This window comes from Dehalobacter sp. DCA, assembly GCF_000305775.1.
Lineage (GTDB): Bacteria > Bacillota > Desulfitobacteriia > Desulfitobacteriales > Syntrophobotulaceae > Dehalobacter > Dehalobacter alkaniphilus.
In genome coordinates, this window is the sequence record NC_018866.1 from 2041839 (window position 1) to 2057500 (window position 15662).

The 15662-nt window shown below is 41.5% G+C and carries 14 protein-coding genes and 7 tRNA genes; 1 reads left to right on the plus strand and 20 read right to left on the minus strand.

The features are described from left to right. Window positions 1-6: 6 nt before the first annotated feature. The 7 genes from DHBDCA_RS09840 to DHBDCA_RS09870 all read right to left on the minus strand — a co-directional run bounded on the left by DHBDCA_RS09840 (window position 7) and on the right by DHBDCA_RS09870 (window position 5479). A complete protein-coding gene (locus DHBDCA_RS09840) occupies window positions 7-1152 on the minus strand; it encodes a uroporphyrinogen decarboxylase family protein (protein WP_015044065.1) in 1146 nt (381 codons plus the stop codon). After that, window positions 1153-1782: a cobalamin B12-binding domain-containing protein gene (locus DHBDCA_RS09845; protein ID WP_015044066.1), complete on the minus strand. Its 630-nt coding sequence runs from the start codon at window positions 1780-1782 to the stop codon at window positions 1153-1155. Window positions 1783-1829: 47 nt separating this feature from the next. Beyond that, the gene (locus DHBDCA_RS09850) at window positions 1830-2627 is read right to left on the minus strand and encodes a methyltetrahydrofolate--corrinoid methyltransferase (protein WP_015044067.1); all 798 of its coding nucleotides are present in this window, start codon (window positions 2625-2627) and stop codon (window positions 1830-1832) included. 119 nt (window positions 2628-2746) lie between these two features. Continuing rightward, window positions 2747-3436: a GntR family transcriptional regulator gene (locus DHBDCA_RS09855; RefSeq protein WP_015044068.1), complete on the minus strand. Its 690-nt coding sequence runs from the start codon at window positions 3434-3436 to the stop codon at window positions 2747-2749. Between the two features lie 5 nt (window positions 3437-3441). Then, window positions 3442-4149 (minus strand): GntR family transcriptional regulator, encoded by a 708-nt coding sequence (locus DHBDCA_RS09860; protein WP_015044069.1) that lies wholly within the window; start codon window positions 4147-4149, stop codon window positions 3442-3444. Beyond that, on the minus strand, window positions 4142-4804 hold the full coding sequence (locus DHBDCA_RS09865; protein WP_015044070.1) for a cobalamin B12-binding domain-containing protein: 663 nt from the start codon (window positions 4802-4804) through the stop codon (window positions 4142-4144). The genes DHBDCA_RS09860 and DHBDCA_RS09865 overlap by 8 nt, the downstream gene beginning before the upstream one ends. A 312-nt stretch (window positions 4805-5116) precedes the next feature. Beyond that, window positions 5117-5479, minus strand: coding sequence for a DNA cytosine methyltransferase (locus DHBDCA_RS09870; protein WP_015044071.1), 363 nt, complete (start codon window positions 5477-5479; stop codon window positions 5117-5119). Between the two features lie 463 nt (window positions 5480-5942). Between DHBDCA_RS09870 and DHBDCA_RS09875 the strand changes: the two genes are divergently transcribed. Continuing rightward, window positions 5943-7124, plus strand: coding sequence for a ThiF family adenylyltransferase (locus DHBDCA_RS09875; protein ID WP_015044072.1), 1182 nt, complete (start codon window positions 5943-5945; stop codon window positions 7122-7124). Between the two features lie 641 nt (window positions 7125-7765). Here the strand turns inward: DHBDCA_RS09875 and DHBDCA_RS09885 are convergent. The 13 genes from DHBDCA_RS09885 to serC form a co-directional block, all read right to left on the minus strand. Further along, window positions 7766-7842 (minus strand) — tRNA-Val (locus tag DHBDCA_RS09885). A gap of 5 nt (window positions 7843-7847) precedes the next feature. Continuing rightward, a tRNA-Leu gene (locus DHBDCA_RS09890) sits at window positions 7848-7936 on the minus strand. Window positions 7937-7939: 3 nt separating this feature from the next. Beyond that, window positions 7940-8014: transfer RNA gene (locus tag DHBDCA_RS09895), tRNA-Cys, on the minus strand. 9 nt (window positions 8015-8023) lie between these two features. Next, a tRNA-Gly gene (locus tag DHBDCA_RS09900) sits at window positions 8024-8098 on the minus strand. A 7-nt stretch (window positions 8099-8105) separates the two neighbouring features. After that, window positions 8106-8181, minus strand: a tRNA-Phe gene (locus DHBDCA_RS09905). Window positions 8182-8197: 16 nt separating this feature from the next. Beyond that, window positions 8198-8274 (minus strand) — tRNA-Asp (locus DHBDCA_RS09910). Between the two features lie 8 nt (window positions 8275-8282). Beyond that, window positions 8283-8358, minus strand: a tRNA-Val gene (locus tag DHBDCA_RS09915). Window positions 8359-8506: 148 nt separating this feature from the next. Beyond that, on the minus strand, window positions 8507-9778 hold the full coding sequence (locus DHBDCA_RS09920) for a glycosyltransferase family 2 protein (protein WP_015044073.1): 1272 nt from the start codon (window positions 9776-9778) through the stop codon (window positions 8507-8509). Window positions 9779-9948: 170 nt separating this feature from the next. Further along, window positions 9949-10269 carry a hypothetical protein gene (locus DHBDCA_RS09925; RefSeq protein WP_015044074.1) on the minus strand — a complete coding sequence of 107 codons (321 nt, stop codon included), beginning with the start codon at window positions 10267-10269 and terminating at the stop codon, window positions 9949-9951. 21 nt (window positions 10270-10290) lie between these two features. Next, complete coding sequence (locus DHBDCA_RS09930) at window positions 10291-11397, minus strand: M20/M25/M40 family metallo-hydrolase (protein ID WP_015044075.1); 1107 nt, start codon at window positions 11395-11397, stop codon at window positions 10291-10293. 248 nt (window positions 11398-11645) lie between these two features. Beyond that, window positions 11646-12884: a DUF1015 domain-containing protein gene (locus tag DHBDCA_RS09935; protein ID WP_015044076.1), complete on the minus strand. Its 1239-nt coding sequence runs from the start codon at window positions 12882-12884 to the stop codon at window positions 11646-11648. Between the two features lie 36 nt (window positions 12885-12920). Then, window positions 12921-14084, minus strand: a complete 1164-nt coding sequence (locus DHBDCA_RS09940) for a phosphoglycerate dehydrogenase (RefSeq protein ID WP_015044077.1) — start codon at window positions 14082-14084, stop codon at window positions 12921-12923. Window positions 14085-14123: 39 nt separating this feature from the next. Then, window positions 14124-15206: a 3-phosphoserine/phosphohydroxythreonine transaminase gene (serC, locus tag DHBDCA_RS09945; RefSeq protein WP_015044078.1), complete on the minus strand. Its 1083-nt coding sequence runs from the start codon at window positions 15204-15206 to the stop codon at window positions 14124-14126. Between the last annotated feature and the right edge of the window lie 456 nt (window positions 15207-15662).

Here is a 15662-nt window from a genome sequence, read left to right on the forward strand (position 1 = left end):
GGTTTCTTATATCTTTGTCTCAACGACAGCGGCCACCAAGGCTTCCATGTTTTCGGGTTTGGCGTTGGGAGGCATGGTGCAGGAAGTCGACGCGATATAACCGCCGTCACTCCCTATATCTTCGATTTGTTTTTTAACAGTTGCATACACCTCGTCCGGATTCGCCATTGCCATTAAAGAAGAACCAAAGTTTCCGGTGATGCACATCGTATCGCCTAAAACTTCCTTAACTTTATATATATCGGTCATTCCGTCGGAATCAAAGATACATCTGCCTTTGGGAAATTCTTTGAAATAATCCAGGAAGGTATTCCAGTTGCCGTCCATATGGAAAAACACATTGCCGCCTGCCTTTAAAATTGCTTCTGTTTGCATTTTGAAGGCAGGCCAGTTGAACATTTCAAATTGTTTGCGTGAAATAAAATCACTGTTTCCCCGAACGCCAGGCTGGACAAAGACAATAAAATTCCCTTCCCCTAATGTCGCTTGTAACTGGCCCAGTACCGTATTTGCCTGCACCATTTCTTCTTCCAGCATAACATCCATCACCGCTCTGACTTTTTCCGGCATTTTCCGCATATCCCTGGCAAAATTAATCATCCCCCTGATCGCACAGAGGCGATCGTATATAGCAGCCATATTATATTGGTTGAGGATTGCAAGCCCGGACTCTAAATTTTTTTGGTTGGAATACATTATTTGTTGCATACCCGCTTGCATATCTTCTTCAGTGACACCGAGATTTTTCTCCATATAAGAATTATAATAGGATAGCCAACCTTTTTTTAGGATTAAATCGTAATCCTCTTCTTGCATACAGGGGTGTTCAGCAATTTGCCATAGCTCATCTCTTCCAAGTTCACGACCCGGCATTTTGATCTTTGACATCCAAGTCGAGGAAAAGAAAACAAGGGGTAAACCCACAGCCCATACGTAATCAGCATACTTGAGCTTATCAAGGCCTTCAACCGCTTTGTCGATTGCCCATAATGGCCTTTCCACGAAATCAGCGGCAACTACCGACGGATCCGCATATTTCGCAAACGCAATCTCGCCACCCAGTAAAAGAGGCGTACGGTCGGGTTTTTCGTTTCGGATCGCTGCCAAAATCCGTTCCCTTGATTTTTGCATTTTTTGTTGTTTCGCGTCCATTTATTTCACCCCCAAAAATTTCTTGGACACCTCTACAGCGTTTTGGGCATCCGGGCATCTGATATCTCCACCAACATATTTAAGGGTATTCTCGTCAGTAGGCCCTCCTCCGATTAGAATAAGACGCCCCTTATCCAGACCTTCCGCCTTAATGGCGTCAATAGTCTTTTTCATATATTCAAAACAAGTTGTCAATAAACACGACAGTCCAATGATCTGGGGCTGATGTTCTTTTACAGCTTCCACAAATTTTGCAACAGGGACATCCTCGCCAAGATCGATGACCTTAAATCCGTTCGTCTGCATGATCGAGGCGACAATATTTTTCCCAATGTCGTGGATATCGGTTTCAACTGTACCGATAAGAAATGTGCCGAGCTTTTCCTGTTCATCGGCAGTATTGTCACTTCCGAGAAGTTCACTGGCTTGTTTGAATAAATCAGCGGATAACATGAGTTCAGACAAAAAATATTCCTGTTTGGAAAAAAGTGCACCGACATTCGTCAACCCGGTCTGCAAGTCGGCAATGATCTCTAGTGCCGGTACCCCAGTAGCTATCGATTGTCTCACCTCACTGTACAAAATGTCCTCATCCAAGTCTGTCATTGCGTCAATTAGTTTTTGGTTCATAAAAGATAAACACCTCTCCTTTTTTATTTGTATATCAGCTGGCTGGATTAAGCGCCGTATATACCTTTCCTGTAAGCCTTAATATAATTTCTGCAGTAATTATCCTGTCCGAGCAGAAGCTGGGAAGCATATAGTGAACCTGCCATCTCATTTTTGGTTATATCCAAGATATAAGCATCCATTCCCATGGTCATTGTTTGAATCATAAAGGTTTTATTGATATTGACACGCGCAGGCAAGCTGTAGGAAATATTGGTAAGACCGCAAATGGTGTGAACGCCTTTAAATTCATTCATGATGCGGTTAACGGCATTTAAAACATCTGTTCCATTATTAATGTTGGCAGACATCGGTTTAACCAACGGATCAATGTAGATGTCGTCGATAGACATCCCTTTTTGAACAAGCTTATTGATCATATCACCCGCTATTTTAACCCTTTGGTCCGCCGTGTCAGGCATTCCGTTATCGTCTATACACAAAGCGATCAACTTTGCTCCGAACTCAATTGCCAGCGGAACAACGTCATTGAAACGGGGAGTTTCAAACGTTGTGGAGTTGATCATCGGCTTATCCCCGCATAATTCCAATCCGACACGCAGTGCTTCCGGGTTCGGGCTGTCAATGCACAGAGGAAGGCTGACAACAGGGCGTACCGTTTTTACAAGCCATTTCATTATTTCACATTCTTTTTCCACAAATGTCCCGCAATTAATATCCAAATAGGATGCCCCTGCTTCTTCCTGTTTACGGGCTACATCACAGATTGCTAATATATCCCTTACCTCTGCCGCTTCTCTGATTTTGGAACGACTTGTGTTAATTAATTCTCCAACAATTAGCATATATATCCTCCAATAATTGCTTTCTATGTATTACCTAACATACATAGACTATGTAAAAACTTATGAATTCATGTTAACACACAAAAAAATGTATGTAAATATGTCTAATAAAGAAATATCTAAATATGCAGAGTAACATCAATATCTGACGAAGGAATATATAGATCCGATAAGGCGAATAACCGACCTTCCTCTGTAAAATATTTTTTCTGAATACGGTACATCCCCATTTGATCAGGAAGGTATAGTTTTTTTTTGATGTCGGTATGTTCATTGTCTAATATTAATTTAATTTGTTTTCGTATCAAATCACTGTTTAAAATAATATCCATCTGCTTAACCCAGATGTGAGCTTTTTCCTTTTTTAAATTATTATTTACTTTAGTCACAATGGAATCAATTCGGTATAGGATCGGAAGAACGTTGTTCGTATAGCATATTCTTTCAATACTTATATATTTGGTGCCTTTGAGCTCATGACAGTCTGCCTGTTCAAATTCGTTATATCGGGTTATATTTAAGATTTGCTCGCTGTCAATCTCGGATTTAAGGCTTGTTTTTTCATGAAAATGCAAGGTGTATTTCTTATTCGTTAATTCGCTTACAAATACGCCAATTCTTTTTACGGTAGTAATGAGACCATCCTTTTGTAATAGTTTCAAACTTTTTCTTATGGTTAGATCGCTGGTATGATAAATTTTGCATAGCTCATTAATGGATGGAATTTTATCACCTGGTCTGTATGTTCCCATGACTATTTTTCTTTTTATATCTTCATATACGATATTATAGGCGACAAGTTGTATCATAAGAATTATTGCGATTCTCCTTCAAATTGAAATTCATCCGCCGGTATATAAATTCTGCACCATCCCAGCGGGGTATTTTCTTCATCATATATTTTATTATCGATCAAAACAATGGGATGGGGATTGGAGGATCCAATCCCCATAATTTCTACCAAATCCGGATCCGGTAAAACAGCGGAAACCGTATATTTCTCTTTCAATGAAAACAGGAAAGATTTATTCGTTAATACTTCTCGCAACGGCATATACCCCAAATTCGATTCCTCTATGGAGATTCCGGATAAATATGGGATATTCTTCTCATCATAGGCCACAATATTTCCATCTCGCAACAAAACCCATTTAATGCAGATTATCCTTTCCTCCGGTGCAATTTGAAGATGATATACCTGATGAACATCAGGGCTGACGATAGCTGCTGTAATTAATCTGACAGAATCGTAACCTTTCGGCAGAACCTTTCCTATGCTCATGTCTACCCTGTATTTATTTTCAGCCTGTGCATTGACATAGGTCCCTTTTCCCGGCACGGTAAATAACAAGCCTTCGTCAACGAGAACATTTATGGCATGCTTAATCGTGTTTTTGCAAACATTATACTCCACTGACAATTGTTTTTCAGACGGGAGAAATTGATGTTCCTTATAGGTATTGTTGATAATTTTTTCTTTAATGTTTTCTGCTATTTCACTAAATCGTATATAATTATTCATTGACATTTACCCAAGTTTTACAGATATTAACACCGTCCAATGCATTAATGGAAAAGGCGTCCGCACCGATATACCGACAGATTTCTTCAGAAACCAAACTTCCGCCGATAATAATTTTTACATTTTTCCTCAGATCATGTTTAATCAGCTCATCGACAGTTTCACGGAGATATTGAATGGTTGTCGTCAGTACCGCGCTTAAAGCAAGTATACATTTTTCGCCGGATTTTACTGCTTTACAGAAAGTTTCAGGGGATACATCGACACCAAGATCAACAATTTTGAAGCCCGAAGCCAAGGCTACGCTCTTAAACATAGACTTCCCGATATCATGAATATCAGTTTTGACTGTGCCAAGTATGATTGTACCTTCCTGAACATAGCTATTCACATCAAAGGCGATATCAAACTCTTTCATGTTGATTATGTCTTGAAACAAAATACCCGCCATCATCAAATCAGTCAAGGTATATTCATCATTTTCGTATTTTTTCCCGATAATCATAAGCCCTTCGTTTAAGGCAGCGATGACGTCATATTTAATTATTCCTGCCGCTAAACATCTTTGCGCGACACTCTTAACTTTTTCATCGTCAAGATTAACAAATACTTCAATAAAGTGGTTGAGTATTGTTTTTTCTCCATGAACAATCATATCTTTGCTCCGGTCAACATAATTTTGAATCTACTAGGGCTGGAAAATTGATGATGTCATTGTACTACAACGATCTATTATTTTCGAAACCGATTCCCTCCTGTTTATGACATTTTAAAGTATATTGCTCCGGTAAATCCCGCCGGCTTCCACCATTATGTGGAGTAAGGCGTATTCGCCTCATAACCTCTTCCGAATGGCGAGGATACCGCCTATGTACGTTATCATGTGTTTCTTCAACACTTTCCAAATCCCCGATAAAGTCACGCACCGTCCGGATATTTCCGTTACCTTCGGGTAATGCAACTTCGCCTAAATTGTTATAGGCTGCAATTCTTCAACCATCTTAAGATATTCAAGAATTAAGCTGTTACGTGTATCTTTGTACGATCTTTTTTTATTTTTGCGTCTTAATGATGAAAATCCTTGACACGGGGGACAGCCTGCAAGCAGATGCAGTGGCTCCCCCTTTAATAATTCCAATATTTTTTCTGCTTTGAGTGTGCGAATATCTTCCTCAAATAATATAACACCGTGCTTATCATGGTTGGCTCGGTATGCCTCTGATGCAAATTTATCTATTTCAACTGCGGCTATTACCCGGATGCCTGCGTTTATAAGACCTTCTGTCATTCCACCACAGCCTGAGAATAAATCAATTGCATTATAAGACACATAATCACCTCCCAACTCCAGTTCAATAAAATGATATAGTATTAATTAATTATTATATCATGAAATCACTATTTTTTAGTTTTTTGAAGATATTTTGTCAATCTTAAATAAAAAAAGAACGTCCTTTTAAGAACAGCATTCTCTCATAATTCAAAACTATTTATGCAAAGCTAGTGCTCTTGTATATAAAAATATGGTCAATAAGTGTTTTATACAGTTCATTCTGACCCTCCCATGTTAGATCAGCATTATTAATTACTTAAGTTTCACACAAACGAATGCTCTTGTTTACAAATCTTTACTTCATTTAAATGAAGTGAATTTAACATAAGATGCTTGAATTATTTTATGTTCACTTTGGTAATTATTTCATCTATACCATATCCTATTGAAGTGGACGAACATAAAGACAAATCGCTCACTATTGGAAATAGTGTAGTCTTAAAGGACGGTATGATTTTCGATGTCATCAGAACTATTAAATCATAGCCAGGACCTCATTAAACTTGTCAACGAAGGGTACGAGCTTGAGATTTTAGCAACTGACACCATGACATATGGAATTCTGCACAATGTGCCCTATTTAAATGAAAAACTCGAGGTATGCTATGTAAAACTTGTATCACACCTGCAGTTATCAGGAACAAAGACTTTAGCACCTGACACACATGTTATATACTTTGTCGGTACCTTTCCATACAGAAATAATGGAAGCAAATTCACTGGTCTCATTATTGGAGATGCAGGCTATCCGATGGGCCCTGACATCACTGCGCAATTCGAGTTTTCAAGTAGGCCGGTAGAAGGATGTTATTCTAATTATTATGACAAATTTAAAAGGTATGCCGATCTCCTTACCGTTGAAGCTCAGTCCGTTGATCCCCTTGTAACACCAAAAACCTTTAATATTAGAGTTCAGGAAACAATGGATCTCGTATTCAACTATCACGACACAAATAGCTCAAAGTCCCACATTGGAATCATCACAAACCGTCTCTCAGGACAAAAAATAGCAATCATAGGCCTTGGTGGCACAGGTTCATATATCCTTGATCAGGTCGCCAAGACTCCAGTTAGTGAAATTCATATTTATGACGGAGACGTTTTTGAACAGCACAACGCTTTCAGGACACCAGGCGCACCATACAAAGACCAATTAACAAACCCTCCAGATTATCTTGCAGAAATCTATGGTAGAATGCACCGATTCATTACCCCTCATGGTTACAAAATAGATAAAACGAACATAGATGAACTACGAGAAATGAGTTTCGTTTTTGTATGTGTCGATAATGGGGAATCGAGAAGAACAATAATAGATTTCCTCATTGCTCATAACATCCCATTTATCGATACAGGCCTTGGCGTAGAAGTTGTTGATGACAAGCTTATTGGAATAGTCAGAATAACCTTAGCCACCTCCATGAAGCACGACCACCTCAACAATTACATTGATTTCCACGATGGTGCTGAAGATGACGTATACTCAAGCAACATTCAGTTAGGAGATCTTAATGCACTCAATGGCTTACTTGCAATTATCAAATGGAAGAAGATGTACGGTTTCTATCATGACCTGAAGCGTGAGCATAATACTTCATACGTTGTTTCCAGGGGGAGCCTTAACAATGAAGAATTTTTATAAGCAATACAATCCATTATTTAAACAGCTTTGGGGCAAGGCTGACATACAAACAAAAACGATCCGTCATATATTCATTGGTTCCTGAAGTACTTGAGGATGACACTCTCTACATCAGTCTAAAGTATAATACGATGATTCACAAATGCGCCTGTGGTTGTGGTGCGGAAGTGGTTACAAAATTGTCCCCTGAGGATTGGCGCTTCACGTATGACGGAAAGACTATCTCCGTCTGTCCCTCTATAGGCAATTGGAACTACCCTTGCGAGTCCCATTACTGGATCACCAAGAGTCAGATTGTATGGGCTGGAAAATGGTCCGATGAGAAGATAAAAAGAGCTAGGGAATATGAACGCCTTAGACAAGAAAAGAAGAACGATTGAAAAATAGAGGTTCCCAATTATTCTTTTTCATTCTTATTTATCAACAAAAAACTCTAGACATAAATCTAGAGTTTTTCTTGTCTTCGCGACTAATTTGACTGGGTTTTTGACTGGGCTTTTAGAAATACTTATAGCTTTTTATAGGTTTTTAATAAATTAAATACGTTTCTGTCCAATCCCCGTATTTAATTTAATAATTACAAAACCGCTTGTATCAAGCGGTTTTCAGGCTGTTTGTTTTACTATCACCATTTAATAAAATGGTGGGTTTGAGAGGACTCGAACCTCCGACCCCTGCGATGTCAACGCAGTACTCTAACCAGCTGAGCTACAAACCCAAAATTGGTGCCGAAGACCGGAATCGAACCGGTACGAGGGGTAAACCTCGCGGGATTTTAAGTCCCGTGCGTCTGCCAGTTCCGCCACTTCGGCGTTTGGAGGCGGCACCCAGATTTGAACTGGGGGATAAAGGTTTTGCAGACCTCTGCCTTACCACTTGGCTATGCCGCCATAAGTTTTTGGAGCGGGTGACGAGATTCGAACTCGCGACTTTCACCTTGGCAAGGTGACACTCTACCACTGAGTTACACCCGCATGATCATGGTGCCTCAGGACGGAATCGAACCGCCGACACGAGGATTTTCAGTCCTCTGCTCTACCGACTGAGCTACCGAGGCATATTTCGATGTGTTATGGCGACCCCGATCGGATTTGAACCGACGATCTCCTGCGTGACAGGCAGGCGCTTTAAACCACTAAGCTACGGGGCCATATTTGGTGGTGGGCGATGACAGGATCGAACTGCCGACATCCTGCTTGTAAGGCAGGCGCTCTCCCAGCTGAGCTAATCACCCAGGCTTGCTGTGACGAATTATAGTATACACAAATATCGATGGTGTGTCAAAGGATTTTTTGCGTAAAAACAAGACATTTTTTGTTTCACAGCAAGCGAAAAGACCCGGTCAAAGCCGGGTCTTTCCGCTTCTTTACCGTTGAGGTTATTCAGCTGGTCGATACTTTTTCTTCCGCACGAATTTCCTCATAATTGATTGAGCGGGTATGCATCGTATGCGACCACTCTTTCTTGTTGCGGTGAATGAACCCGGCAATAATGATCGGTATCCAGCTGTACATAAAGATCGGATACAGAATCAAGCCAAAATAGGCCTTGGTAGGCTTTTTGTCCAAGTACAGGGACAATATGGCAAAAACAATAACACTTCCGGAAAGAACCTGCCAGACACCTGCAGGAATATAGTCAATAAACAAGTTGACATAATAAGGTCGCAGGAAGAATAATACCTGCATTACGATAAACGAAGCCGAAATAATCAGGAAGAACGGCTGAAAGAGATGCATCGCTGCATCAAAATACAGCCACTTTTTCTCGCGGAATCCTTTTAAAAGAAGAATAGGTAAATATCTGCAGGCAACGTCAACCTGCCCCTGAGCCCAGCGTTTCCTCTGATGACAGGACTGTACAAAGCTAAGCGGCTTTTCGTCATAGACGACCGCGTCATGCGCCCAGCTGGTTTTTATCCCATATACCAGGGCTTTCATCGTAAACTCAAGATCTTCAACCAAAGAATGAGCTCCCCAGCCAAATTTCTTAAGTACATCGTAGGAAATACACATCCCTGTACCAGCCAGGGTATTGGAAACTCCGAAATTGGACCTGGCCAGCTGAACCAGCCTGTTCATCATCCAAAATGCAATTGAAAATGAAGTGGTAACCCAGGTATCATAAGGGTTCTTGGAATCCACATAGCCCTGAATGATTTGATCTCCCTGACAGAGCTTTTTATTCATCTCTCTGAGGAAGTTACCCTTGACGAGATTATCGGCATCAAACAAAACAAAAGCATCATACGTATGGTCTAAAGCAAAAATCTTCGCAAATAAGTATTCCAAGGCATAGCCTTTCCCGCGTTTTATCTCATCAAGACGCTTGTACACATTGGCTCCAGCCTTTTTTGCCAGGTAAGCAGTGTTATCCGTGCAATTATCAGCAACAACAAAGACATCAAAAAGTTCTCTCGGATAATCTAGATTTTTAAGGTTGTTAATCAGCGGCGCGATTACCCTTTCCTCATTATGGGCTGCAATGACAATCGCAAATCTATTCTTGGGCTCGAATTCGTCATTTTCAGGTTTCCGGTGCATCCCCAGAATCGATAAAATAAAATAATACAAAGTCACAAAAATAATAATGACTTGTAGAGAAATCATAATGATGTTAAAAATTTCTTGCATAATATTGGAAAAACTATCCAAAAATCTTACCCCCCCTCAATTTATCAATTTTAGCAGATATTACTGCTGCCTGCAATAAGACTTGTACAATATCTTAAGAATCTGTTTTATTATTCCTTTAAGGCAGCGAAGATACACAAATGTTTATATTTAAACATTTTTTCTTGGAAGTCAGTTATTGATAGAACCATTTATTTTTTACGTCTGAATAATTTATAGATGATGATGCCGGCAAAACCAATCATCATCACGATTAACAGCAGGCTGATCTTTAGCGCCAAAAAAACGGAAGACCAGTAGGTACCGGCAACCTGTGTTCCGCTTACGAAAGGTATCATATTACGGAACAGTGCCCCAATACCTTGCCCGATGATCACCATCAGAATAATTCCGACGGTTATTAACAGTATTCCCAGAAGACCAAATGGACTATCCGAACGTCTTTTATTTAATTTCTGCCTTTTCCACCAATAGTATTCCACTAAAAGTTCACGACGAATACGTTCCCACATTTGTCGTCACCTCAGTATATCCTATGAATAAGACAAAGCCTCAAGTACGAATTCGACGGATTTTTCCATCTGGTCAATTTCGACATATTCTTCCCGTGTATGCGGGTTATGATTCCCGAGGCCCAAAGCCAGACACGGTATGCCGCGGGAATTTAAGATATTGGCATCAAGTCCTCCGCCAGTCGAAGTTAATTCCGTGTGAATGCCGAGTGTCTTCCCTGCCTCCAGTAAATTCTGAACAGCTGGATGTGCAGTATCTATGCTAAACGCTTCATAGGCGAGTTCCTTCGTATAGCTGAAATTTGCCTGGTTCTTGGCAGAAACAGTTTCAAATTTTTCAAGAATTTTATCGGTTTCAATTTCAAGTTTGGCTTGATGGTGACTTCGTACCTCTGCTGTGATTTGTACCTTTTCAGCAACCACATTGCGTGCTGTTCCACCGGTAATGATCCCGAAATTACTCGTTGTTTCCTGGTCTATCCTTCCTGATTTCAAGTCCGCAATGGCTTTGGACGCAACGACAATTGCATTCACGCCAGTTTCAGGCGCCAGGCCCGCATGTGCAGCTTTACCCTGAACAACCAGATCAAGCGTGATATGAGAAGGTGCTGCGTGAACCACAGTGCCCACCGGGCCGTCACCATCCAAGACATAGCCGAAGTCAGCTTTAAGGGCATAATCAAGATTTTTTATGCCATAAAGACCAATTTCTTCCTGGACTGTCAGAACAACTTCAACCGGACTATGTAGGATATGCTTGTCTTCCTGAAGCCTGCTCAGTACTGCAAGTATTACGGCTATTCCAGCTTTATCATCTGCCCCTAGGATGGTCTGTCCATCGCTGTAAATGACCCCTTCCTCAATTCGGGGTGTCATTCCTTCAGTCGATGCTACCGTATCCATATGGGCTGCAAGCATGATCACCGGTGTCCCCTCACGGTTACCAGGCAGTACTGCAATCAGATTGCCCGTATCACTTCCTGTTTTGGCGGCGGAATGGTCCTCATAGACATCAGCCCCGAGCTCCCTCAACCTTCGTTTTAGATAACCTGCGAGTTTCCCTTCTTTTTTGGACGGACTATCAATGGAAACAAGCTTAAGAAATTCATCCGCAACATTGATTGACATAGTTACCTCCGATCACTCATGCTCTCACTCATAGAATAAACAACCCCTATATTATTTAGACGGATCTTCTTGGAATAATTCGTCGAACATATAAAAAATATTTTTCCAGTACCTCATCAGCCATAAAAATATTATCTTACTTTATCATGAAACAAACACTGTCATCCTATGTGCACGGCTCAAAAATATTTTTCACGGCAGACTAGATGCTAACCCGGTATAGTACTATACCGGGTTGCAAGTCAGCCCTATTCCAGTTCGTGAATAAGCAGTCCGCTTCTCAGTTTGGGTTCAAACCAGGTAGATTTGGGCGGCATAAGCTTATCTGCATCAGATACCGCAAAAAGTTCATCAATCGATGTCGGATACATCGAAAAAGCAAGTTTCATATCACTGTCCACCCGCTTTTCCAGTTCCTTCAAGCCGCGTATGCCACCGACAAAATCGATTCGTTTATCCGTTCTGACATCTTTGATATTCAGAATCGGTGTTAAAAGATGATTTTGCAGCAGCGAGACGTCCAGGCCATCCACCGGATCATCAGAAAGTATCTCAGCCCTGGCCTCCAGTCTGTACCACGATTCATCTAAATACATGCCAAAAACAGCTTTCATCTGAGGTTTATAGGGTTCAGCACCCATTTTGGTTACAATAAATGCTTTTTCTATTTCTTTCAGTAGGGCATCTTTCTGATAACCGTTAAGATCTTTGATCACTCTATTGTAATCCAGGATCATCAGTTGGTCGTGCGGGAAAAGGACAGAAAGAAAATAATTGAATTCTTCCTCTCCGGTAAAACCGGGATGGGCGTCTCTTCTGCGCAAGCCTACTTTTACCGCCGAAGCCGCTCTGTGGTGCCCATCCGCAATATAGATGCTCCGGGTATTTTTAAATCCGAAATAGATCGCAGCCAAATCATGATCCCCGTCTATTCTCCAAACGGTATGTCTGATTCCGTCCGGAGCAGTGAAATCATAGAGGGGGCTTTCTTGTTTAATTCGGCTGACAACCTCATTGATTCCCTGTTGAGACCGATAAGCCAAAAAGATCGGGCCGGTCTGAGCCTTGCAAATGCCGACATGATTGATTCTGTCAATTTCCTTATCTTCCCTGGTTTTTTCATGTTTTTTGATAACATTGTTCAGGTAATCATCAATCGCGGCACAACCGACCAGGCCCGTCTGGGAACGGCCATCCATCACCAGTTCATACACATAATAGCAGGGTCTATCCTCCCTGACAAAAACGCCGTTTTGGATCATTTCCTGCAGACTGTCTCTCGCTCTCTCATAGACCCGGGTATCATAGGGACTGACCTCAGGAGCGAACTGGGTCTCTGCCCGGTCAATCTGCAAAAACGACAACGGTTCTTTTCTTACTTCAGCCAATGCTTCTTCGCGGTTATAGACATCATAAGGAAGTGCTGCGACTTTCGCAGCAAGTTCTTCCCTCGGCCGCAGCGCTTTAAACGGTCTGATCGTAGCCAAATCCAACCCTCCCATTACCAACGTTATCAATTTTCATTATTTTACGATTCTGACTCTGTAGACTCCTTCAATTGCTTCAATTTTTTGCTTTATTTCCGGTGTGGATGGTACCTCAATATCAACCAAGGTATAGGCATACTGGCCTTTGCTCTTATTAATCATATCAGAGATATTGATATTCTCCTGAGCCAGGGCCGAAGTAAACTGGCCAATCATATTCGGGATATTTTTGTGATGAATCCCGAGGCGGCCGGCATTATCAGGATAACCGTTGTCACAGTCCGGATAGTTCACGGAATTTCTGATCGTGCCGTTTTCAAGATAATCCATAAGCTGGCTGACAGCCATCACCGCACAATTATCCTCTGATTCACAGGTGGAAGCTCCCAAGTGCGGAATAGCAATGACTTCATTTAGGGGCGCCATTTTAGGAGTAGGAAAATCGGTAACATATTTGAATACCTTGCCAACTTTTAGTGCTGCAATCATATCTTCTTCATTGACTAAAGAATCGCGCGAGAAATTTAGAATGCGGACGCCGTTCTTCATCATCTTGAAGGCTTCTTCATTCAGCATCCCTTGGGTTGCATCGGACAAAGGTACATGGATGCTGATGAAATCACATTCTTTATAAATCTCCGCCAAGGATTTGCTGGGCTTGATATATTTAGACAAATGCCAGGCCGAGCGGACAGAAATGAACGGATCATACCCGTATACTTCCATGCCAAGTTTCATCGCCGCATTCGCTACGAGAACCCCAATCGCTCCAAGCCCGATTACACCAAGTTTCTTGCCGCTGATTTCAATACCTGCATACTTGGCCTTATTTTTTTCAACAAGTTTAGCAATATCCGGATCATCTTTAACAGTATTTACCCAGTTTACACCGTCGATAATGTCACGGGATGCCAGAAACAGTCCGGCAAGTACCAATTCCTTAACACCATTGGCATTAGCCCCCGGTGTATTAAAAACAATAATCCCTTTTTCAGCGCATTTATCAAGCGGTATATTGTTCACTCCTGCTCCGGCCCGGGCAATTGCCTGCAGAGAATCCGGCAGGTCCAGTTCATGAACACTGGCACTTCTGACCAGAACGGCATCCGCCTCTTCATAGTTATCCGTAATAGCATATTCTTCCGAGAAATTGTCCAGCCCAATCTTGGCAATCGGATTTAAACAATTGATTTTAAACATATAGATACTCCTTTACTCTGATGGTATGAAGATTACTTTCTAGATGTTTCCTTCTTCAAATTTTTTCATAAATGCGACTAACACTTTCACGCCTTCCATGGGCATCGCATTGTAAATGCTCGCTCTCATTCCGCCGACTGAGCGATGACCTTCTAAATTTACCAAGCCGGCCTCTTTGGCTTCTTTGGTAAATTTCTTGTCCAGTTCTTCTAATCCGGTTACAAACGGCACATTCATCAGTGAACGGTCTTTCTTAACGACTGTTCCTTTAAACATTTTGCTGGAATCCAGATAGTCATATAAAATTGCGGCTTTTTCCTCATTGATTTTTTTCATGACTTCGAGTCCGCCAAGTTTTTTCAGCCATTTAAATACTTTGCCGCAAATATAAATGCCATAGGCCGGCGGTGTGTTATAGAGTGACTTGTTGTCTGCCTGTGTTTTGTATTTCAACATGGTAGGCGTTCCCGGCAGCACATCATCCGTAATCAGGTCCTCCCGAATAATGACGACGACAACGCCGGCCGGTCCGACATTTTTTTGAGCACCGGCAAAGATCAAACCATATTTGCTTACATCTACAGGTTCAGACAGAAAATCCGAGGACATGTCCGCAACCAGGATTTTGTCACCGGTTTCAGGAAGTTCTGTAAACCTCGTTCCGTAGATGGTGTTATTATGGCAAATGTACACATAGTCAGCGTCCTCGGAGATCTTCAGGTCTTTCAGATCCGGAATATACGTATAGGTTTTGTCTTCTGAAGACGCAATGACATTGATTCTACCGTAGATCTTTCCTTCCTGAATTGCTTTCTTAGCCCATTGTCCGGTATTCAGGTAATCGGCAACCCTGTTCTTCATTAAATTCATCGGGACCATGGCAAACTGTTGTGATGCACCACCTTGCAGGAACAGCACCTTATAATTATCCGGAATGTTCAGCAAATCCCTAAGATCCTGCTCTGCATCACCAATAATTTTTTCAAAAGCTTTGGAGCGATGGCTCATTTCCATCACGGACATCCCCGTGACATCATAATCCAGCATTTCCTCAGCAGCTTCTTTGAGAACTTCTTCAGGCAATACTGCCGGTCCGGCAGAAAAATTAAATACTCTTGTCATTGTAAATTCCTCCTCCATTATCATATTAGTATTCTTTCAATTTTGTATAGCCCTATGAAAAAAAGCAAAATCCACCCCAGTGTTGGGGCGGATATTCCGCGGTGCCACCCAAGTTTTAGCCATTTCTTCATAAAGTGACAACGTCTTTCATCTGCAGAAATATATAAATAAAACCTCTAATCCCAAAATTAGGGACGAGAGGTATTCCCGCGTTGCCACCCATGTTGCCAAATCGGCCAACTTATGTCCGCGTTATCGGGCGGAACCCGTCACAATTCGTCATCGGCCACTCCAGGATGGAATCTCATCGCATGTTGGCTGACTCGCACCGGCCATCAGCTCTCTGAACAACATTTAAATCAGATTTTCCTCTCATCGTGTTTGAGCATATAGGTTATTTTCAATATACTAATGTATTCAGAATGATTTGTCAAGTGAATAGATGATCTTCATTTT

What these genes read in the sequence shown, in the direction of transcription:
- DHBDCA_RS09850 (WP_015044067.1), bottom strand. Translation starts at nt 2,627, where the DNA reads ATGCTAATTGTTGGAGAATTAATTAACACAAGTCGTTCCAAAATCAGA.
- DHBDCA_RS09855 (WP_015044068.1), bottom strand. Translation starts at nt 3,436, where the DNA reads ATGATACAACTTGTCGCCTATAATATCGTATATGAAGATATAAAAAGA.
- DHBDCA_RS09940 (WP_015044077.1), bottom strand. Translation starts at nt 14,084, where the DNA reads ATGTTTAAAATCAATTGTTTAAATCCGATTGCCAAGATTGGGCTGGAC.
- DHBDCA_RS09925 (WP_015044074.1), bottom strand. Translation starts at nt 10,269, where the DNA reads ATGTGGGAACGTATTCGTCGTGAACTTTTAGTGGAATACTATTGGTGG.
- DHBDCA_RS09840 (WP_015044065.1), bottom strand. Translation starts at nt 1,152, where the DNA reads ATGGACGCGAAACAACAAAAAATGCAAAAATCAAGGGAACGGATTTTG.
- DHBDCA_RS09845 (WP_015044066.1), bottom strand. Translation starts at nt 1,782, where the DNA reads ATGAACCAAAAACTAATTGACGCAATGACAGACTTGGATGAGGACATT.
- serC (WP_015044078.1), bottom strand. Translation starts at nt 15,206, where the DNA reads ATGACAAGAGTATTTAATTTTTCTGCCGGACCGGCAGTATTGCCTGAA.
- DHBDCA_RS09875 (WP_015044072.1), top strand. Translation starts at nt 5,943, where the DNA reads ATGTCATCAGAACTATTAAATCATAGCCAGGACCTCATTAAACTTGTC.
- DHBDCA_RS09865 (WP_015044070.1), bottom strand. Translation starts at nt 4,804, where the DNA reads ATGATTGTTCATGGAGAAAAAACAATACTCAACCACTTTATTGAAGTA.
- DHBDCA_RS09860 (WP_015044069.1), bottom strand. Translation starts at nt 4,149, where the DNA reads ATGAATAATTATATACGATTTAGTGAAATAGCAGAAAACATTAAAGAA.
- DHBDCA_RS09930 (WP_015044075.1), bottom strand. Translation starts at nt 11,397, where the DNA reads ATGTCAATCAATGTTGCGGATGAATTTCTTAAGCTTGTTTCCATTGAT.